This window comes from Herbidospora cretacea (genome assembly GCF_001570605.1).
GTDB classification, from domain to species: Bacteria; Actinomycetota; Actinomycetes; order Streptosporangiales; family Streptosporangiaceae; genus Herbidospora; species Herbidospora cretacea.
The window spans coordinates 338386-358636 of record NZ_BBXG01000008.1 but is presented as its reverse complement, the minus strand read 5'-3'; the positions used below and the strand labels follow the sequence as shown (position 1 = coordinate 358636).

The window sequence follows — 20251 nt, the reverse complement described above, 5'->3', positions numbered from 1 at the left end:
AGATCACGCATCGGCGCTCTCCCTGATCGAGGCGGCGACGATCTGCTCCGCGTCGCCGACCGGGCCCGCGAGCTCGGCCGCGATCCGGCCCTCGCGCAGGACCAGGACCCGGTGGCACAGATGGGCGATCTCCTCGGTCTCGCTGGAGTGGAAGAGGACCGCCTTGCCGCTGCGGGCCAGGCCGGCGATCAGGTGGTAGATGTCGTGCTTGGTGGCCGCGTCCACGCCCCGGGTGACGTCGTAGAGCAGGTAGACGTCGGCGTCGGCCAGCAGCCAGCGGGCCATCACCGTCTTCTGCTGGTTGCCGCCGGAGAGGGTCCCGGCGGCCTGGGAGGTCGCGCGGCCCGCGCCGATGGCCAGCTTCGCCGCCACGCCGGAGATCTCGGCCTTCTCCGCCCGTCGGCGGATGAATCCGGCGCGGGAGCGCCGGGCCAGCGTGGTGAGCGCGATGTTGTCGCGGATCGACAGCGGCAGCAGCAACCCTTCGGCCTTCCGGTCCTCCGGGACGTAGGCGATCCCCGCCCTGACCGCGTCCGCGGGCCGCCGGAACGACCTCTCGGCTTGGCCGACGAGGAGCCGGCCCGCCACGGGCCTGCGGGCGCCGAACAGCGTCAGGAAGAGGTCGCGCTGGCCCTGGCCCGCCAGGCCGCCCACGCCGAGGATCTCGCCCCTGCGCAGGTCGAACGAGACGTCGCGGAGGTGCCCGCTCGTCAGCCCCGTCACCGTGAGGGCCTTCTCGCCGGCCTCGATCCCCGAGACGTCCGGGTAGGTCGCGTCGAGGGTCCGGCCCGTCATCAGGGTGACGGCCTCGTCCTCGGTCAGGCGTTCCCGGGTCGCGACGTGGGTTCCGTTGCGGAAGACGGTCACCCGGTCGGCCAGGCGTTCGATCTCGCGCCAGCGGTGGGAGGTGAAGACGACGCACGCGCCGGCGTCCCGCAGCCGCCGCATGTGCCCGGCGAGCCAGTCGACCTCCCGTTCCGCCAGCGCCGCCGTGGGTTCGTCGAGGAAGACCACGTCGGGCTCCGTGGCCAGCACCCGGACCAGCTCCACCACCTGTCTCTGCGACACGGACAGGTCGCGGGCGGGGGAGCGGGGGTCGATCTCGCTGACGCCGTACAGAGCAAGGACGCGCGAGGCCTCGGCGGTGAGGTGGCCGCGGCGGACCAGGCCGAGCCGCCCCCGGGGCGGCGCGGCGAGCAGCAGGTTCTCGGCCACGGTCAGGTCGGGAAGCAGGGACAGCTCCTGGAAGGCGGTCGCGACCCGGCCCCGGACCGCGACCGACCCGGCGTCGGCCCGGAGCACCCCGCACAGCACCTTGATCAGGGTGCTCTTGCCGGCTCCGTTCTCCCCGGCCAGCGCGTGGATCTCCCCGGGACGCGCCGCGAACGACGCGTCCCGGAGCGCCTGGACCCCGCCGAACGCGCGGTGGATCCCGGTGGCCTCGACCGTCATGGGGTGCCGAGCTTGACGTCGAGGGTCTTCCCCGGGCAGGGGGTGCCGTCGGTGGCCGCCTCCTGGCACAGGACCAGGATCGCGTCCGGGCCGGAGTCGGTGAAGTCGGCGAAGAAGCTGTCGGGCAGGTCGGGGAAGACGGTCTCGCCCGGGGTCAGAGCCGAGCCGGTCACCACCGGGAACGGGATCGTCAGGTTGCCCTTCTCACGCTCCTTCGTGATGACCGCCCGCGCCAGTTCCAGCGCCACCACCGACAGGTAGGGAGGCTGGCCGATCGACATCCCGGTCACCTGCGGGGTGAGGGTCCCGGCCATGTACTTGCGGAAGCCGTTCTCGGCCTCGCCGCCGAACACCGGCATGTCCCGCTTGGCGTCGGCGAAGGCCTTGATGACGCCGTCGGTGCCGCCCGACACCCAGACGCCGTCGACCTCCGGCAGGCTGGGGAGCTGCGCCGCCGTCACCCGCTGGGCGGTCGCCGAGTCCCACATGCCGCTGTACTCGGCCACCACCTTGACGCCGGGGTTGGCCGCGAAGACCTCCTTGGCGCCCTTGTTGCGGTCGTTGTCCGCGCCGGTCCCGGCCACACCGGTGACCATCACGACGTTGCCCTCGCCGCCGATCTGGTCGACGACGAACTGGGCGAGCAGCTGCCCGAACTTCACCTGGTCGGTGTTGACCGTGATCCCGCAGGGATGATCGACCGTGTTGTCGAACGACACCACCACGATGCCCCGGTCACAGGCCTGCTGGACGACGCCGTTGAGCCCGCTCGTCGAGGCCGCGTTGATCACGATGCCGTCGACGCCCTGCGAGATGAGGTTGGAGATCTGCCGCGACTGGGTCGACACGTCGTTGCCGGCGTTGAAGACCGAGCACTCGACCGCGGCGGCGTAGGGCGGCATCGCGCAGGCCGCCTTGAAGACGTTCTCCATCTCGACCCGCCACTGGTTCCCGATGAACGAGTTGGACAGGGCGATCTTCAGTCTGCCCGCCGGCGCGTCGGCGGGAGGCTCGGCGGCCGTCCCGCAGGCCGTCGCCAGGACCAGCATGAAGAGCATGCCGAGGCGAGGTAAATTCATGACTGCTCCACTTTTCGTGTCGCCGCCACGGGCCCACCCCGTGGCGTAAAAGGCCTGGCTCCCGGCGGCAACCGGGAGCCGGGCCGTCACTTCCCGGTATGCCTGACCGGCAGCGGGAACCTCTCGTCGTCCCGCAACACGACCGCGGCGGCGCCCATGGCGACCACCACGTCCTGGCCGAGCTCGCCGGCGATGAAGGGCGGCAGCACCTCCCCGGCGTGGATGGCCCTGCGGGCCATGGACTCCCGCAGCGGCCCCAGCAGGATCTCCCCGGCGGGCGCGAGGTTCCCGCCCAGGACGATCAGCTCGGGGTCGAGCAGGTTGTAGAGGTTGGCCGCGGCCAGCCCGATGTGCCGGCCCGCGTCGGCGATGACCCGGCGGCAACCGAGATCCCCGTCGTGGGCGAGCGTGATGACCTCGCCGATGGACAGTTCGCGTCCATGGCTCCGGCGCAGGTTCTGGGTGATCGACGCGGCGTTGGCCAGCGTGTTGAGGCAGCCCCGGCCGCCGCACTCGCAGATCTCGCCGTTCTCGTCGATCGTGGTGTGGCCGAGCTCCCCGGCGGTGCCGTTCGCCCCGGCGTACAGGGATCCGTTGAGGATGAAGCCGACGCCGATGCCGGCGGCGGAGTAGACGTACGCGACGTCTCTGAGCCCGCGCGCCGCGCCCCACGTGGCCTCCGCGACGGCGGCCAGGTTGGCGTCGTTGTCGACGGCGAGCGGCAGCCGCAGCGCCTCGGCCGCGGCGGCGTAGGGGTTGACGTCGACCCACGGCTTCAGCGTGGTGGCCCGGCCGCTGCGCCCGGTGCCCCGCTGGATCGGCCCGGGAATCGCGACCCCCACCCCGAGAACGCTCTCCCGAGGCCGCCCGTCGAGCAGCCGGTCGACGAGCTCGCCCACCACGACGAGGGTCTTCTCCGGTTCGGTACGGTCGTCGACGGCGATCTCCCCGTGCGAGAGCAGCCGCCGGGAGACGTCGCAGACCGCCGCCCGGACCACCCCGTTGGCGATCTCGACCCCCACCGCGACCCCGAGCCGGGGATGGAGGGAGAGCAACTGGGCGGGCCGCCCGGCGCCCCGGACCGGCCCCTCCGTCTCGGTGACCACCCCCGCGCCGACGAGTTCGTCGACGACCGCGGTGACGGTCGAGCGGGAGAGCCCCGTGCCGGCCAGTTCCCGGCGCGACAGCGGGCCGCGTTCCCGCAGGGCGCGGATGACGCGGGCACGGTTGGCGGTCCGCTGGGACAAGGCTCACCCCCTCACAGAGAACGCTCTCTCGAAGTGAACCGAGTATCGGCCGGGTGCCGAAAACCGTCAATACTCCACCGGCGATCCGGCGAGTCACGACTGAATTACGCCTGGAACAGGCAGAACCACGACGAAAAAAGAGGGCATCCGGGTCGCGGATGCCCTCTTTCCCGGATGGACGCTACGAGCGGGACCACTTCTGGTTGGAGGCGCCCGTGCAGTCCCACAGGTGGAGCTGTGCTCCGTTCGCGGTGTTGCGGTTGGCGATGTCGACGCACCGGTTGGCCGCGATGTTCACCAGGTCACCCGCGCCCGACAGGGTGAAGCGCTGGGCCGCGGTGCCGTTGCAGGTGTAGAGCTGGATCGCGGTGCCGTTGGCCGTGCCGGCCGCCGCGGCGTCCATGCACTTGCCCATCGCGCGGACGGTGCCGTCGCTGTTGATCGACCACTGCTGGGCGGTGGTGCCGTTGCAGTCGTACATCTGGAGGCGGGCCCCGTCGACCGGGTTGGCCGCCGGGATGTCGATGCACTTGCTGTTCAGCGCCGACCGCAGGTTGGAGCCGGTGCCGCCGCCGCCGTCGTTCTGCCAGGCCGAGACGCGGACGTAGTCGATCAGCATGGTCTGCGGGAACTGGGTGGTGCCGTCGGGATAGCCCGGCCAGTAGCCGCCGACCGCCACGTTGAGGATCATGAAGAACGGGTGGTCGAAGACCCAGGCGTTGCCGCGCAGGCTGGAGGGGGTGACGCGGAAGTACTCCGAGCCGTCCAGATACCAGATGATCAGGTTGGGCGACCAGTCGACGCGGTAGGTGTGGAAGGCGTCGGCGAGCGGCGCGCCGGTGTTGCGGTTGCCGCCGACGGCGGTGCCGCCGGAGTAGCCGGGCCCGTGGACGGTGCCGTAGACCGTGTTGGGCTCCTTGCCGACGTTCTCCAGGATGTCGATCTCGCCGCCGTTGGGCCAGGTGCCGCCGCCCAGCATCCAGAACGCCGGCCAGATGCCCTGACCCCTCGGGATCTTGATCCGGGCCTCGAAGCGGCCGTACGCCTGGGTGAACCTGTCGGCCGTCAGGATGCGGCCGGAGGTGTACTGGCAGGTGCCGTAGTGGCACTGCAGGTTGGACGGGTTCTCCCGGCGCGCGGTGATCGCGAGGTTGCCCGCGCCGTCGTGGTAAACGTTGCGGGTCGAGTTCGTGTAGTACTGCTGTTCGTTGTTGCCCCACCCGCCGCCGCCGATGTCGAACTTCCACTTCGACCCGTCGATGGACGTCCCGGCCGGCGCGTTGAACTCGTCTGACCAGGTCACGGGCCCGATGGCGGCCTGGGCCGCAGGCATGGCCACCAGCCCGCTGACGAGCGTGGCGGCCGCGGTTAACAGGGCTAGGAGCAGCCGGGGTCGGCGCATGAGGGTCCTCCGGTCGTGCTTCACGGCTTAAATTAAGAGGATGTAACACCCCTGTCACATGGGTTGTCAATAGTAAAGTTTCCTAATGGATCTAGGAAAGGTCCCAGAGCAGCCGGTAGGCGATGCGCACGGGGTCGGGGGTCACGCCGTACCCCTCGTAGACCAGCCCGTCGTAACCGGGGCCGAAGTTCCATTCCATGCTCCAGGCCGCCACGGCGAGATCGGCCCAGCGGTCGGCCACGCCGAGCGAACCCAGGTCGACGTGCCCGGCGAAGGAGCCTCCGGCGTCGATCAGCGTGTTCGGCACGCACGCGTCCCCGTGGCAGACGACCGGCCGGTCGACCTCCGGCGGTCCGCCGAGCAGGGCACGGGCGGTGGCCACGTCCAGATGCCGCCGAGCTGGTTGCGCCAGACCGGTGTGACGGGATCGCCCGCGGCCAGGGGCAGCACGGCGGGCGGCAGGTCGACAGGGTCGACGGGCGGCCCGGCGATGGGCGGCCGGGTCACTGGCCCGAGGGGCCGCGTGATCCGTAGGCCGGGCCGAAGACCACCAGGAGGGTCAGGTCCTCCGTCACGTCGACGAAGCGGTGGTCCTCGCCCGCCGGGACGAAGACGACCGCCCCCGGCCCGACCGCCGCCTCGCCGCTCGACGCGACCACGCGGGCCCGGCCCGAGGTCACGACGTAGATCTCGTCCTCGGTGTGGGGGCTCTGGTCGTCGACGCCGCCCGCCGGGATGCAGTAGGTCCCCACCGACAGGTCGGGCGTGCGCAGGTGCTCGACCCAGTCGTTGCTCGCGCCCGCCCACACGCCGGCGCCTTCGATGATCTCCATCACTGCCTCCCGAGGGGACCGGCGGCTTCAGCCGTGGGAGGAATCGGGAGCGGGAGGGCCGCCAAGGCCCGAGCGTGCAGTGACCCGTCAGATTCGGGCATCAGAGATCTCCGTTCATCACGCGCGTTAGATACATGACACTTTTATAGTGATCGTGTGACTCGTCAGGTGCGCACCTCCCCCGGTGCGGCGTACGACCTCGGGTACCAGGTCGTGTGGTGCCCGAAGTACCGCCGCCCCGTTCTGGGCGGTCGGGTGAAAGACCGCCTGGAGGAGCTGATCCGCGCCAAGGCCGACGAGCACGGCTGGGAGATCGTGGCGCTTGAGGTGATGCCCGACCAGGTGCACCTGTTCGTCAAGCCGCATCCGAAGAACTCGCCGTCGTATGTGGCCAACCAGTTCAAGGGGTTCACCTCCCACCACCTGCGCGCCGAGTTCGCGCACCTGCGTTCCCAGTTGCCCACGCTGTGGTCACGGTCCTACTTCGTGGCCACCGTCGGCGCTGCGTCCGCCGAGACGGTGCGGCGGTACATCGAGACGCAGTACGAGCGGCCCGCCAAGGGCGGTGGCCGTGCGTAGGTCTTACAAGTTCCTCATGCGTCCGACCGCGCACCAGCAGGCCGCGCTCGCCGCGTGCCTGGACGACCACCGCGCCCTGTACAACGCGGCCCTTGAGGAGCGGCGCGAGGCGTACCGTCGCTCCAGGGTGTCGATCCGGTACGGCGACCAGTCCGCCCAGCTCAAGGCGATCCGCGCCGGCGACCCGGATCACGCGCGGTGGTCGTTCTCCTCCCAGCAGGCCACGCTGCGCCGGTTGGACAAGGCGTTTCGCGCATTCTTCGACCGCGTCAAAGCCGGGCGCACGCCGGGGTTCCCCCGTTTCAAGGGACGCGACTGGTTCGACACCGTCGAGTGGCCCAAGGACGGCGACGGCTGCCGGTGGGACTCCCAGCCTGAGCACCCCACCACGACCTATGTGCGACTTCAAGGCGTCGGGCATGTCCGAGTGCACCGGCACCGCCCGGTGCGGGGCCGGGTGAAGACGATCAGCGTGAAGCGGGAAGGCTCCCGCTGGTACGTCATCCTGTCGTGCGACGACGTGCCCGCCGAAATCCTGCCCGCCACGGGTGCGGTCGTCGGCGTGGACATGGGTGTGGCGTCGTTCCTGACCACCTCGGACGGCGAGCAGGTCGGCAACCCGCGACACCTCGCGGCGGTCGCCGGGGAGCTGGCAGCCGCTCAGCAGGACCTCGCCCGTAAGAAGCGCGGGTCCAAGCGCCGCCGTAAGGCGGTCGCCCGCGTCGCCGCCCTGCACGGCAAGGTCCGCCGTCAACGCCTCGACAGCGCGCACAAGTCCGCACTCATGCTGGTGGCCGACTACGACGTGATCGCGCATGAAGCGCTCCAGGTCACCAACATGACCAAACGGGCAGCGCCCAAGCCGGACGGCGCGGGCGGATTCATGCCCAACAGGGCAGCCGCGAAATCCGGGCTGAACAAAAGCATCCTCGACGCGGGTTGGGGGGTGTTCCTGACGATCCTGTCGCACAAGGCTGAAAGCGCCGGTCGAGAGCTGATCGCAGTGAACCCCGCCAACACCTCCCGCACGTGCGCCCGTTGCGGGCACTGCGCGAAAGAGAACCGTGCCACCCAAGCCGAGTTCCGATGTAGGGCCTGCGGGCACGCCGCACATGCCGATGTGAACGCGGCGATCAACATTCTCAGGGCAGGGCTTGCCCTTCGTGAAGCCGCAGCGGCTTAGCGAGAAGCCGCCTCCTTCAGGGGGCGGAGGAGTCACCCCCGAAGGGCACGTCTGCGGGACGGTCATGCTGGTGGACGGACAGCTCAGGTTCTCGCACGCGCTCGACGGGCAGATCGTCGAGTCGCTCGCCCGCTCGGCGGGCTGGTCCACCCCGTCGCGGATCTTCGACGGCCTGACGGGGTGGAGCAACGGCTACCTGGCGTTCATACGGGAGCCTGCTGGACCTTGACGCGGAAGTGGACCTCTTCGCCGTTGACGGTGAAGCGGGCGTGGGCGACCTTGGCCCTGCCCGGGAAGGTCGCGACGAAGGACTCGCCCTTGGACAGCAGCTCCTGGCCGACGCCCTTGTCGTCGGCCGTGCCGAGGTAGAGGCGGACCTTGCGCCACGGGCCCGTCGAGCCGTTGGCGAGGGAGACCACCACGCCGCCGGCCTCCTCGCGGGCCGTCAGGCCGTAGGGGATGCGCGGGTCGGTGCCGATCGAGCCGTCGAGGAGTTCGAGGAGTTCCTCGACCAGGTTCGGGTGGCGGTGGGCCACGTTGTGGCGTTCGCCGCGGTCGCCGCGCAGGTCGTAGAGCTCGATGCGGCCCTCGGGGCCGGCGCCGGCGATGTTCGGGTCGAAGCGGATCAGCTTCCAGTGGCCCCGGCGGATCGCCTGCATCTTCCTGGGGCGGTTCCAGATCAGGAAGTCGTGGCCCGCGTAGTCGTCGCCGGTCAGCAGGCCGCGGATGGAGCGGCCGTCGAGGCCGGCCGGCTTCGGCACGCCCGCGATGTCGGCCACGGTGGGCAGGACGTCCCAGAGCGCGACCGGGTCGTCGACGACCTTCGGGGTGAAACCGGGGTTCCACGCGATCATGGGGATGCGGATGCCGCCGTCGTACAGCTGACGCTTGACGCCCCGGTAGGGGCCGTTGGAGTTGAAGATGTTCGGGTCGACGCCCTTCTCGTGGTGCGGGCCGTTGTCGGAGGTGAACAGGACCACCGTGTCGTCGGCCACGCCCGCGTGGCGCAGGGCGTCGAGGATGTCGCCCACGTGGGAGTCGAGCCGGGTCACCTGGGCGGCGTGGCGGCGGTTGGCCTTGGTCCACGGCTCGTCGGCGTAGCGGCCCGCGTCGCCCGGGATCTCGCTGGGCGAGTGGGGCAGGATCGTGGAGAAGTGGAGCAGGAACGGCTTGCCGTCCTTGGCCGACTCCTTGATGAACTTCACCGCGCGGTCGCGCAGGAAGTCGGGGGAGTACGTCGCCCCGTCGAACGCGACCATCTCCCGGTTGTGCCACAGGTAGGTCGGCCAGTACTGGTGCGCGTGCGCGTGCGTGATGTAGCCGTAGAACTCGTCGTAGCCGCGCACGTTCGGGTGGGAGTCCTGGTCGGGCTGCTCGGGCCCGAAGCCCCACTTCCCGATGAGCGCGGTGCGGTATCCGGCCAGCCGCGCGACCTCGGCGAATGTCAGGTCGTCGTGGTTGAGCGCGCGCTGCGGGCCGCCTTCGGGGTTCTCGCGGACGGTCCCGTGGCCGGTGTGCAGGCCGGTCAGCAGGGAGCAGCGCGACGGCGCGCAGAGCGAGGAACCGGCGAAGGCGTTGGCGAAGCGCACGCCCTGCGCCGCCATGCGGTCGAGGACCGGGGTGGCGATGATGCGCTGGCCGTAGGGGCCGGTCTCACATCCGCCCAGGTCGTCGGCGAGGATCAGGACGATGTTACGCGGAGCGCGGGCGCGTGCCTCCGCCGGCTGGGCGGTACCCGCGGAGGCCAGCCCGGCGGCGAGGACTCCGCCGGTGCCCGCGAGGAATCCTCGCCTGGTAGTGGACAGCATTGATCCTTGGCTTCTGGTGAGGGCAGGGGGAGGCCGTAATGCGGCCTGCCGTGCTGGAACGTACCTGATCTGATCTTTTCACGCCACCTGTCGGGAAACTCTCATCAAGTGGTCCGAAAAGCGATCCATCTGGAAACGACGGTGGCCGCCGGGAACCGCCCGGCGGCCACCTGATGAAGGCGGGTCAGCCCACCTTCACCGTCTTGCTGCTGTAGTTGCCCGTGCCGGTGCCCGGGTCGTAGTTGCGCTCGACGTTGCCGGCGATGTCGACCGAGAACCAGTTGACGGTGGTGTCCTTGTCGACGGTGATGTGCGCCGCGCCCTCACGCATGCCCGCCTGCTCCAGCTTGGTGCTCTGGAGCGTGGGCTTGCTGCCGTCGAGGGTGTAGTAGACGTTGGCCGCCTCGTTCACCGAGAAGGTGAAGGTCGCGGTGCCCTCGCCGCTCGACACCTTGACCAGGCTGGAGGTGGGCCGCTTGCTGTCGTCGGCGAACTCGCTGGCGACCTTCAGGATCGCGATCTGGCCGTTGGCGAACTCCATCGCCTCCTGGTGGCCTTCGGCGAACGGCGGCTGGAAGCCGACCGGGTCGAAGCGCTTGGTCACCGGGTTCCAGAGGTCGGCGCCGACCTCGAAGTCCCAGCCGATGATGCCGCGGTTGTACCAGTGCTCGTCGGCGCTGTTGCCGGCGGCCGAGTACAGCACGTCCGGGACGGGACCGGTGCGGCCGGGCCAGATGCCGGTGCCGCGCCAGGCCTGGACGGCCGAGAGGATCTCGGACGAGGCGTCCCAGAAGTAGTTCTCGGTGCCGTAGTCGACGCGCGGCAGCAGCTCACGGCCGGCCGCCTTGTAGGCGCCCGGAGGCCACATGAAGTAGCCGCCGTACGAGTGGGTGTTCATCGCGAACTTGATGTTCGGGAACTCGTTGGTCAGCCAGACCTCGTTCTTGGCCTCCGGCTCCGACAGCTCCGCCGGGCCGGCGTAGGTGTCGCTGGTGCAGGAGGACGAGGCGCCGCTGTAGCCGTCGGTGAGCGAGCCGACGGAGAAGTTGCGGTTGAGGTCCACACCCCACGAGTTGCGGCGGGCCGGGTCGCCGTTGTTCTCGGGGCAGTGGTTGGTCATGTTGCGGCGCATCGAGTTGTAGTCGTAGAAGCTGTAGTGCGCGCCGTCGGGGTTGGCGACCGGAAGGATGAAGATGTCGAGGTCGTCGACGAGGTCCTTGGTCTCGCGGTCGGTGGCGTAGTTGCGCAGCAGCCGCTCGGCGGTCTCCAGGCAGGTGATCGAGGTCACCCACTCGCGGGCGTGCTCCTGGCAGTACAGGAAGACACCCGTCTTGGAGCCGTCGCGGGTCTTGCCGATCCGCAGCACCTTCGTCTGCCACGGGTCGCGCGAGATGCTCGCCGGGGCCTGGAGGTTGTCGGTCAGCGTCGTCGCGGCGGCGGTGGGCGCCACGGCCGCGCCGGTGTTGGTGCGGTAGAGGCTGGCCCGCACCAGGGCAGCGGCGGGCGCGCTGGCGTTGATGGCGTCCACGACCTGCTTGGACGTGCTGTTCACCGCGCCGTTGGCGTCGGTGCCGAGGCTGACGGTGATGGCCTTGGCGTTCACCGCGACCGACAGCGGGCTGCTCGCGCTACCCGGGTTGGTGAGCGCGGTGGTGATGCCGTTGCCGCCCTCCGAGCCGTAGGCCTTCGAGCTCACATAGAACGCGGAGGCGCCGGTGCCGCCGAACTGCGCCTGAGCCGCACGGCGGTAGCCGTTGGTCAGGTTGGGCATGTCGACGATCTCGGAGATCTTGGGGAACTCGGCGGCGAGGCCGACGATGCGATTGGTCAGCTCCGTCGGGTCCATGTAGTGGTCGATGAAGTCCGACACGTAGTGGGGGCTGGGCGACTTCTGCGGCTGGCCCAGCCACTGCTTCACGTCGACCGTGGCGGCGCCGCCGCGGTTGCTGGTGATCGTCACCTTCGAGGGAGCGGTGTTGATCGGCAGCGGCGAGTTGAAGCGGTGGTACATGTACTGACCGGCGTCGGTGAAGCGGCTCATCGTGGCGGTGCCGCCCGAGCCCGGCTCGGTGCCCGGCCCGTTGTCCCAGGTCACGGTGAGCACGGTCTCGGCGTCGACGGCGCTCGACTTGACCTCGACCGACAGGAACCGCTGGCCGCCGGTGTTGGTGAACCACTCCGACCGCAGGACGGTCAGCTTGTCGCTGTCGGCGGCCTCGGCGGCGGCGATCCGGGCGAGCGCCTGGCGGCGCTGGGCGGTGTTCTCGGCGAAGTCGCTCTGGTCGCTGATGCTGCCGCGCAGGTCGTAGCCCTGGTCGCGGAGCGCCTGGGCCTCCTCCGGGCTCAGCACCGCGTGGATCTCGATGCCGTCGTCGGTGGGCTTCTTGTACTCGGCGAGGTCGACGCCCATGTCGTTCAGGCGATCGACGGCCGCCTGGTCGGGAACGACGATGCGAATCAGCGCGACACCGTCCTGGGTGCCGGAGGGCTGCCGGTCAGGGGCGACCGCACCGACCGGTGGCACCGGGTCGGCGAGGCTCGGCAGGGGGCTGAGCACCAGGGCGAGTGGGATGGCGAGGCCGACCGCCAGCTGGCGGCTCCTCCTTCGGGGAACGATCCTCACTGAAGTTCCTCCATGTGGGCGTGCCTGCCGGGCGAGGTTCTACCGGGCGGGAGAGGGCACGCGAGTATTTTTGAAGTCTTCGCCCATGAGATGATCACCGTCAAGGTGTCGAAACAACCGATTTAGGAAGTTTCGATAACTAAATGGTCTATTCGGACATAAAGCTACAAAGCGCCCAAGTGTTAAGGTCTCGTCGTGGTCTTTCGCGTGACTTTCGTCTGTACGGGCAACATCTGCCGCTCCCCGATGGCCGAGCACATCCTCCGCCGGCGACTGGAGGACGAGGGCCTCGACGTCGAGGTCGACAGCTCCGGCACCCAGGGCTGGCACACCGGCAAACCCGCCGACCACCGCACGGTCGCCGCGCTGCGCCGGGCCGGATACACCACCGCCCACAGCGCCCGCCAGTTCCGCGCGCTCTGGTTCGGCCGCTACGACCTGATCATCGCCCTCGACGGCGGGCACCTGAGGGACCTGCGCTCGATGGCCCCGACCGAGGCCGACCGGGCGAAGGTCCGCCTGCTCCGCGAGTTCGACCCGGCGGCCGACTCGCCGGACGTGGCCGACCCCTATTACGGGGGCCGCGCCGATTTCGAGCAGGTCCGCACCCAGATCGAAGCCGCCGCTCCGGGGCTCATCGCCGAAATAAAAGCCCATATGTCAGTACGCTGACCAGCGCGCCATGGACACGTCCTTCTCGTCATAAAATGACCGAAATTGGCGGGGAGGCGGCTGTGACGTACGTGAAGAGTGAGACCCACCCACCTCTCGCTCCGCGGCGGCGCTCCAGAACGCCCCTGCTCATCGCGGGTGTGGTCGTGCTCGGCCTGGTCGCCGCGGTGGCCGGCCCGGCCGTGGCCATGGCGGGCGAGTTACCCCGCAACACCTACGTCGCCGGCATCCACATCGGCGGCCTGGCCCCGGCCCACGCGCACGCCAGGCTGACCTCCGAACTCGCCGCCAGGGCCGCCCGGCCGATCGCCGTCACCGCCGGGGAGAAGACCACCCCGGTCACCCCCGGGGACGCCGGGCTCGCCTTCGACATCCCCGGCACCGTGGCCGACGCCCACGGCGGCGTCGTCACCTCGCTGCGGTCCCTGTTCGCGCGGCGCGACATCCCCCTCAGGCTGACGGTCGACGAGGACCGGCTGAAGGCCTCCGTCGCCGGGATCGCCGAGGGCGTCGACCGCCCGGCCAAGCAGGGCGGCATTCTCTACCGGGGGACCACCCCGAGGGTCGTCGCCCCCGCCGACGGGCGGGCCGTCGACCGGGCCGCCGCCGCCACCGGGCTCCGGCAGGCCTACCTCGACGGCGCGCAGGCCGTCACCTTCCGGATCGCCGTCGTCGAACCGCGCGCCACGGCCGAGGAGATGCGCCGCTTCGCGCAGTCCACCGCAGCCGGGGCGGTCGGGCCGATCACGCTCACCAACGGCGGCCGCTCGGCCGAGCTGCCGGCCGGGGTCGTGGCCGCCAACCTGCGCTTCCTCCCCGACGAGCAGGGCGAGCTGAAGGCCCGGTTCAACGCGCGCAAGGCCCTACGGGGAGTCGAAGACCGGCTGGTCGACGCGGCCAAGGCGCCCAAGGACGCGTCCTTCAAGATCGTCAAGGGCAAGCCGGTGGTCGTGCCGTCGCAGACCGGCCAAGGGGTCGACGCGGCCGCGCTGAAGACGTCGGTCGAGGAGGCCGTGACCGGGGGCGGGAGCCGTACCGTCGAGGTGTCCTTCACCACGAGCGAGCCCGAGCTGACGACGGAGAAGGCGGAGAAGCTGGGGATCGTCGAGAAGGTGTCGACGTTCACCACGCAGCACCCCTGCTGCGCGCCGCGCGTCACCAACATCCACACCATCGCCGACATCCTCGACAACCACCTGGTGATGCCGGGGGAGACGTTCTCCCTGAACGGCACCGTGGGCAGGCGCGACACCGCGCGCGGGTTCGTCTCCGCGCCGATGATCTCGGGCGGCCGGTTCGTCAACGACGTGGGCGGCGGCATCTCGCAGTTCGTGACGACCATGTTCAACGCCGTATTCTTCGGCGGCTTCGAGGATGTCCAGCACATGGCGCACATCTACTACATCTCCCGCTACCCGGCCGGGCGCGAGTCGACGGTGTCCTACCCGCAGCCGGACTTCCGGTGGAAGAACGACTCCAAGTACGGGGTGCTGGTCACGACGTCGTACACCTCGACCTCCGTCACCGTGACGTTCTGGAGCACCAAGCGCTGGGACATCGAGGCGGAGAGCTCCGGGCCGTACGACGTGCGGACCGCCGAGCCGATCACCGACTCGGGGCCCGACTGCATCCCGATGGCGGGCGCGCAGGGCTTCTCGATCGACGTGACGCGGGTGTTCAAGAAGGACGGGAAGGAGACGCGGCGCGAGAAGTTCCACACGCGCTACGCTCCCGAGCCGGTCCTGACCTGCGAGTAGCGCCGAGGACCCGACTGGGATCGACTCATTCTGAATCGCTACCGTGCACGATAGGACTCTTCGCAGGTGTTGACGCTGTCGTGGTCCTCTGATTGACTCCGCATAGATCTGGGGGAAAATGAATCATCGGGATCGCTGGGAAGACGGTGGGGCCGCCGATGGGGCTGAGGAAGACGGGAGCGAGTCCCGAACCCGGCGACACCGCCTCGCCGCCGAGCTCCGCGGTTTGCGTGACCTGGCGGGGCTGTCCGGCCGTCAGCTGGCCGACCTCATCCAGGTCAGCCAGTCGAAGGTCTCCCGGATCGAGTCGGGGGCCACGACCCCCTCCCTGCCCGAGGTGCGGCGCTGGGTGGAGGCCGTGCAGGCTCCACCGGAGACCTACGAACGGCTGGCCGACCTGACCCAGGCGGTGGTGTACGAAGTGCACACCTGGCGTGGGGCGACCCGCGGCAAGGGGCACCTCCAGGAGGACATCCGGCGGCGGGAGTCCGACGTCGCGCTGGTGCGCAACTTCCAGTGCATGGTGGTGCCGGGCCTGCTCCAGACGGCGGCCTACGCGCGAGCGGTGTTCGGCCTGTACGAACAGCCCTACGAGAAGGGGGACCTCGCGGCGGCGACGGCCGCCCGCATGCGGCGCCAGGAGGCGCTCTACGACGAGGATCGACGCTTCGAGTTCCTGATCACGGAGAGCGCGCTGCGCCTGCGGCCGGGGCCGGGCAACCCGCTCCCCGCCCAGCTCGACCGGATCGCCTCGGTGAGCACGCTGGAGACGGTCAGGATCGGGGTGATCCCGCAGAACGTCACCGCCCGGTTGGTGCCGCTGCACGGATTCGTCATCTATGGGGGCGACGACGACGGCCCGGACGACCCGGACACCTTCGTGGAGGTGGAGACCGACCACGCGCGGCTGACGATCGCCGACGCGGACGTCGACCGCTATCGCACGCGGTGGTTTCTGCTCGCCGAGACGGCGATATTCGGCGACGACCTGCGCGCATTCCTCGGCGAGCTGAGCCGCGAACTCCGTAATTCGGAAAAGTAACAATATAGGTGGATATGCACGACACTTGATGCCGTTTCTCAGGGTGGGGGGTGGGGGCCGCGCTCGGGCGGGCGCGGCCCCCACGGGATTCAGCGGGTCCGGCGGTTCCAGAGGATCCTGGCCCACGCCGGGCGGGCGAAGCCGCCCTCGCGGATCTCGAACTCACCCTCGCGCACGCCGTCGCAGAAGGCCCGCCACTCGCCGGGGGTGAACGAGAGCGCCGGGCCGCCCGGGTCCTTGGTGTCCCGGACCTTGACGACGCTGACCACCTCCACCTCCACGCACTCGCCCACGGACCCGCTGAAGCTGCTCTTGCGCCGGTCGGACGCGCTCGTCGCCTTGCTCATCTGTGACCTCCATCGGCCTGGCCGGGGCGGCCTGTCCGCCCTCGACATCTCCAGACTGGCAATGGCTCCTGGGTGGTGATCTTGGTTTTCCCTGGGAGATGTCCGGGTGCATTCCCGGCGTTTCTCTAGCACTCCCCAACCCCTGGAATTTCCGGCACGTTATGCGCTATATCAATAAATGCATCGTTTGATCTGCCAATCATCTGACGAATGGCTAAATTCCATGGAAAGTCTAACTTTGGTGGACATATCACTTTTAGGCCCGGTGTCTCTGCGGGTCGACGACCGGGACGTCAAGCTCACAGACAAGACGAGCATGGTCGTCTCCGCCCTTGCGATCGAGAAGGTGCTGACCACCGGCCAGATGATCGAGTGGATCTCCAAGACCAGCGAGATCGAGGCCACCGAGGCGGCCGTCTACGAACACGTGGGCGACCTGCGGGCGGCGGTCAACCAGGCCGCTCCCGGCCTGGAGAACCTGATCCCGCCCAAGGCCAAGCGTCACTATCGGCTCAACGGTGACGTGGCCACGATCGAGATCGACGCGGAGAGTTTCGTGCGGCTCCTCGAACAGGCGCGTGACGCGCGTCCGCGCGATCTTGCCGAATTCGTCCGGCTGTCCCGTGCGGCCATCGCGATCTGGGGTTCCAGCTACCGGGGTATCCACGGTGGCGAGCCTCTCGCCGGTCTGCGTGGCCTGAAGATCGACCAACACCGGAGAAGACTCCAGGGGTTGTTCCGCAGCGCCCTGCTCGACTGCCTTGAGGCCGAACTCGACCTCGGGCGGCACCGGCAGGCCGTGCCCGAGCTACAGGCTCTGGCGCACGGGGTCGATCTCGACCAGCGAGTCGTCTACCTGCTCATGCTCGCCCTGCACCGTGAGGGCCGGTCCGAAGAGGCGCTCACCGAACTGGAGCACGCCCGCGACCGCGTCGGGGAGTACGGCGGCAGGCTCGACCGGCGGCTCAAGACCCTGTTCCAGGACATCCGGTCCGCCAACCCGGTGCTTGACCTTCCCCACCAGGCGGCACACCCCGTGGCCGTCCGTTCCCCTCAGGGAGTCCCCGTGTCAGACGAGCAGCAGCCCACCCCGCCCGAGCAGCCCATCCCGTCGATCGGGAAGCTCGACTTCCTGATCACCGGCCCCTACGCCCAGGTCACCGGCACGCACTTCACCATGAGCGGACCCGACGCCACCGTCAACCACGCACACGAGATCAACATCCACGAGCCGACGGCAGACGGGCCATGAGCGGCCAGGACGGAGACCGGCCCGACCCAGCGGGCGGAGCCCCCCGTACGGACGACGACAAGGACGACAAGAAGGACGAGGAGCTCAAGTACGAGGATGACGGCCGTCTCGACGAGAGCGGCGCGTTCAGCGCCCGGGAACGCGAACAGCGCCAGGAGAACCTGCGCCGCCTGCACCAGGCGGGCGGCTACATCGGCGCCAACTTCACGATGCCGGGCGACGGCGCCCGGGCCTACTCCGCCGACAACATCAACATCTTCGGCGCCGGCCCCGAGGAACGACCGCAGAGCATCCTGCTGTCCCAGGACGAGCTCGATCGGCTGGCCCCCGAGCACGTGGCGAGCTGCGAGACCCTCGTGGCCCTCGACACGCTGGTCCCCGGCGCGGTGCTGGGCACCTGGGGCCCACCGGGCTCCGGCCGGAAGACCGTCGCGCTCGCCGGGCTGGTCCGCTTCGCCCGGCGCCAGTCCGGCGGGGCGAACGTGGCGCTGCTCCACGTGGGCGACAACCCGCGGCGCCTGCGGGCCGGTGATCTGACCGCCGGCACGGCCTACCTGGTGGACGCCGGCAGCGCGGAGTGGACCAGGACCCGCAACGAGGCGATCTTCCTCCACCTGGTGCGGCTGGCGCAGCAGACGAAGACCGCCATCGTCGTGGTGCTGTCCGACCGGGCTCTGCTCACTCCCGAGCAGCGGGCCAGGTATGTGCACGCCCATGTCGCCCCGTCCGCGATCGAGGTCTTCGAACGCTGTCTGGTCTTCGGCCTGCGCCACGAGGACCCGCGGGTCGCGGCGGCGGCGCGGACGCTGGCCGCGAACCCGCGCGTCCGGGCGGAGCTCGGCCCCGACGCGCGCCCGGGTGAGGGCGCGGCGCTGGCGCATGCCTTCCTCAGCCGCATCCGCGCCGGCGCACGGCCGGAGGACATCCTGGACGACGTCCTCGACGAGCAGCCGCAGCGCCTGCGGGAACGGGCCGCCGGGCTGCTCCGCGGCACGGACCCGCAGGCCGGTGAGTCACCCGCGCACCACCACCGTCGCCTGGTCTACCAGCGGAGCTTCCTGCTCGCGCTGGCGGTGCTCGACCGCATGCCGTTGACCGTGGTCAACACGGTCGCCGTCCGGCTGGCGGAGATGACCGCCGTCCCCGCGCCGGAACGGCTGACCGGAGACGAACTCTGGTCGGCCTTCGACCAGATGTCACCCGACTGGCTCAAATACGCGCAGGCGGAGATCGACGACGGCTGGGGACCGTGGGACCGGCGGGTGCGCTTCCGCGACGCCCACCTCGGCGGCAAGATCCTGGAGGCGGCCTGGCAGGACCACCCGCTCCTGCGCGAGCCGTTCATGGTCCTGCTCGAAGGGCTGTGCCAGAACGCCGACCTCGACGTGCGGATGGCCGGCGCGCAGGCCGTCGGCAAACTCGCCACCTTCGACTACGCGGAAGTCGAGGCGAGATTCCTGCGCCCCTGGATCGCCTCGAACCGGGTGCTGTCGCACTGGTCGGCGGCCTGGGCGCTGGAGTCGGCCGCGTTCGAGCCGAGGTTCGCCGTGCGGGTCAAGCGGCAGTTGCTCTCCTGGGCGACGGAATCACTCGCCCGCCGTTCGGTCGCGGTGCGGGCCTTCGGCACCACGCTCGGCCTGACGTTCATCGACGACGCCCTGCTGGGACTGCGCCGCATCGCGGCCTCACCGGCGTTGTCGCGGGCCGTCGTCCAGTCTCTGCACGAACTCTTCGTGGCCGGAGCGCACGTCCAGGTGGTGACCGAACTGTCCTCCTGGGCGAGGTCGGGTGACGAACGGCTCGCGGGAGTGGCGGCCGAGACGTTGCGCTGGCTGGCTCCCGCCCGAGCCGGAGCCGGCGACGAACTGCCCCTGCTGCTGACGATGCTGGCCGACGGGGACCGCCCGGAACTCGTGGTCCACCTGTGGCGCAACGCCATCGCGGAGCCGCTGCTGCGCGGCCGCACCTGGACGGCGCTGCTCGAATGGGTCGGGATCGCCGACGACAACCCCCATCTGATCGGGGTCGTCGGCGGCCTCGTCGCCGACCTGGCCCAGGACCCGCCGGTCCGGCACGCGCTGCGCTTCTACATGACCTGGTGGGGGACTCGCGCGATTTCCCGGCAGACCACCCTCACCCTGCTCGCCTACCTCGATGGAAGAGACCTCCGATGACGTCCGTATCGACGCGCCCGACCGGCCGGTTCCGGTCGTGGTTCCAGTCACCCGAAGAGGTGGTCGACCCCGTCAGCATCCACCGCATCGACGATCCGTTCACCTTCCAGACCCCGGCCGAGCACGACACCCTGCCCTTCGGGGCGGCGGTCCGCCTCCAGTGGGCGGCCACCGGGCCGCGGACGGAATCCGCGCTGGAGCAGGAGATCGGCCGCCATCGCGAGCGCTGGCGCTGGTTCGTCGACGACACCGTCCGGGGGATCACCCGGGGGCACCCGCCGCACCACGCCGAGGCGGCGGAGGCCGAGGTGAACCGGCGGCTGCGCGGCCTGCGGGTGTTCGACGACGGCGTGCAGATCGACTGTACGGCGGTGACCCGGCTGACCCCGGCGCCGCCCATCCTCGAACTCCGGCAGACCGCCTGGCTGGCCCGCATCCAGAAGGAGGACGAGGCCACGGAGATGCGTCAGACCGTGCAGACGATGAACGAACTGCGACGGCTCTGGCGCGACTTCCTGCACGACGGCCTGGGCGACTGGCTCACCCCGTACGCCGTCGACCTGGCGGAGAGGACCGCCGGGGCCGGTCAGACCACCACCGCCCTGCTCAAGAACCGGCGAGAGGAGACCGAGCGGCTGTTGAGGGTGATCAGGGAGGTGATGGACGCCCAGCAGACCACCGACGTCTACGAGTTCACCGTGCGGAGCGAGACCGTGATGCGCAAGACGCTGGAGATGATGGGGCTGCCGGTGCCCGATCCCGTCGCCGGGTCCATCTTCGACGAGCCGGCGTCGGCGTGAG

Annotated in this window: 17 protein-coding genes and 1 pseudogene; 9 read left to right on the top strand and 9 right to left on the bottom strand. The window is 69.9% G+C overall.

Annotation, left to right across the window (positions count from 1 at the left end; translation table 11 throughout):
* Positions 1-3: 3 nt before the first annotated feature.
* The 6 genes and pseudogenes from AW270_RS18510 to AW270_RS18485 all read right to left on the bottom strand — a co-directional run bounded on the left by AW270_RS18510 (position 4) and on the right by AW270_RS18485 (position 6013).
* Positions 4-1452, bottom strand: a complete 1449-nt coding sequence (locus AW270_RS18510; RefSeq protein ID WP_061295844.1) for a sugar ABC transporter ATP-binding protein — start codon at positions 1450-1452, stop codon at positions 4-6.
* Complete coding sequence (locus tag AW270_RS18505; protein WP_082801641.1) at positions 1449-2531, bottom strand: sugar ABC transporter substrate-binding protein; 1083 nt, start codon at positions 2529-2531, stop codon at positions 1449-1451. The genes AW270_RS18510 and AW270_RS18505 overlap by 4 nt, the downstream gene beginning before the upstream one ends.
* An 86-nt stretch (positions 2532-2617) precedes the next feature.
* Entirely contained in the window at positions 2618-3778 is a 1161-nt protein-coding gene (locus AW270_RS18500; protein ID WP_061295838.1) for an ROK family transcriptional regulator, read from the bottom strand.
* A 181-nt stretch (positions 3779-3959) separates the two neighbouring features.
* Complete coding sequence (locus AW270_RS18495; RefSeq protein ID WP_061296183.1) at positions 3960-5180, bottom strand: glycoside hydrolase family 16 protein; 1221 nt, start codon at positions 5178-5180, stop codon at positions 3960-3962.
* A gap of 91 nt (positions 5181-5271) precedes the next feature.
* Positions 5272-5646 (bottom strand): annotated as a pseudogene (locus tag AW270_RS18490) (phosphotransferase); the annotation flags it as partial.
* A 37-nt stretch (positions 5647-5683) separates the two neighbouring features.
* Complete coding sequence (locus AW270_RS18485) at positions 5684-6013, bottom strand: cupin domain-containing protein (RefSeq protein WP_061295834.1); 330 nt, start codon at positions 6011-6013, stop codon at positions 5684-5686.
* A gap of 156 nt (positions 6014-6169) precedes the next feature.
* Here AW270_RS18485 and tnpA point away from each other — a divergent pair, with 156 nt between their 5' ends.
* The 3 genes from tnpA (at position 6170) to AW270_RS38840 (ending at position 8004) form a co-directional block, all read left to right on the top strand.
* The gene (gene tnpA, locus AW270_RS18480; RefSeq protein WP_061295830.1) at positions 6170-6592 is read left to right on the top strand and encodes an IS200/IS605 family transposase; all 423 of its coding nucleotides are present in this window, start codon (positions 6170-6172) and stop codon (positions 6590-6592) included.
* 16 nt (positions 6593-6608) lie between these two features.
* Positions 6609-7775, top strand: a complete 1167-nt coding sequence (locus tag AW270_RS18475) for an RNA-guided endonuclease InsQ/TnpB family protein (protein WP_245674757.1) — start codon at positions 6609-6611, stop codon at positions 7773-7775.
* Between the two features lie 70 nt (positions 7776-7845).
* A complete protein-coding gene (locus AW270_RS38840; protein ID WP_157522184.1) occupies positions 7846-8004 on the top strand; it encodes a hypothetical protein in 159 nt (52 codons plus the stop codon).
* Here the strand turns inward: AW270_RS38840 and AW270_RS18470 are convergent.
* Both AW270_RS18470 and AW270_RS18465 read right to left on the bottom strand, forming a co-directional pair.
* On the bottom strand, positions 7979-9583 hold the full coding sequence (locus AW270_RS18470; RefSeq protein ID WP_061295827.1) for an arylsulfatase: 1605 nt from the start codon (positions 9581-9583) through the stop codon (positions 7979-7981). The two genes, AW270_RS38840 and AW270_RS18470, sit on opposite strands and share 26 nt — an antisense overlap.
* 184 nt (positions 9584-9767) lie before the next feature.
* Entirely contained in the window at positions 9768-12206 is a 2439-nt protein-coding gene (locus tag AW270_RS18465) for a M14 family zinc carboxypeptidase (RefSeq protein ID WP_061295824.1), read from the bottom strand.
* Positions 12207-12401: 195 nt separating this feature from the next.
* Here AW270_RS18465 and AW270_RS18460 point away from each other — a divergent pair, with 195 nt between their 5' ends.
* From AW270_RS18460 to AW270_RS18450, 3 genes are all read left to right on the top strand, one after another.
* Positions 12402-12878 (top strand): low molecular weight protein-tyrosine-phosphatase, encoded by a 477-nt coding sequence (locus AW270_RS18460; RefSeq protein WP_061295819.1) that lies wholly within the window; start codon positions 12402-12404, stop codon positions 12876-12878.
* 62 nt (positions 12879-12940) lie between these two features.
* The gene (locus AW270_RS18455; protein ID WP_061295816.1) at positions 12941-14635 is read left to right on the top strand and encodes a VanW family protein; all 1695 of its coding nucleotides are present in this window, start codon (positions 12941-12943) and stop codon (positions 14633-14635) included.
* Positions 14636-14753: 118 nt separating this feature from the next.
* On the top strand, positions 14754-15677 hold the full coding sequence (locus AW270_RS18450; RefSeq protein ID WP_061295812.1) for a helix-turn-helix domain-containing protein: 924 nt from the start codon (positions 14754-14756) through the stop codon (positions 15675-15677).
* An 89-nt stretch (positions 15678-15766) separates the two neighbouring features.
* Here AW270_RS18450 and AW270_RS18445 read toward each other — a convergent pair whose 3' ends face one another.
* A complete protein-coding gene (locus AW270_RS18445) occupies positions 15767-16024 on the bottom strand; it encodes a DUF397 domain-containing protein (RefSeq protein ID WP_063819245.1) in 258 nt (85 codons plus the stop codon).
* A gap of 265 nt (positions 16025-16289) precedes the next feature.
* Here AW270_RS18445 and AW270_RS18440 point away from each other — a divergent pair, with 265 nt between their 5' ends.
* From AW270_RS18440 to AW270_RS18430, 3 genes are read left to right on the top strand one after another with little or no spacing between them, the layout of a single operon-like run.
* Positions 16290-17276 (top strand): AfsR/SARP family transcriptional regulator, encoded by a 987-nt coding sequence (locus AW270_RS18440; RefSeq protein ID WP_061295809.1) that lies wholly within the window; start codon positions 16290-16292, stop codon positions 17274-17276.
* Positions 17273-19450 (top strand): hypothetical protein, encoded by a 2178-nt coding sequence (locus AW270_RS18435; protein WP_061295807.1) that lies wholly within the window; start codon positions 17273-17275, stop codon positions 19448-19450. Before AW270_RS18440 ends, AW270_RS18435 begins: the two co-directional genes overlap by 4 nt.
* Positions 19447-20250 (top strand): hypothetical protein, encoded by an 804-nt coding sequence (locus tag AW270_RS18430; RefSeq protein ID WP_061295803.1) that lies wholly within the window; start codon positions 19447-19449, stop codon positions 20248-20250. The genes AW270_RS18435 and AW270_RS18430 overlap by 4 nt, the downstream gene beginning before the upstream one ends.
* Position 20251 lies beyond the last annotated feature (1 nt).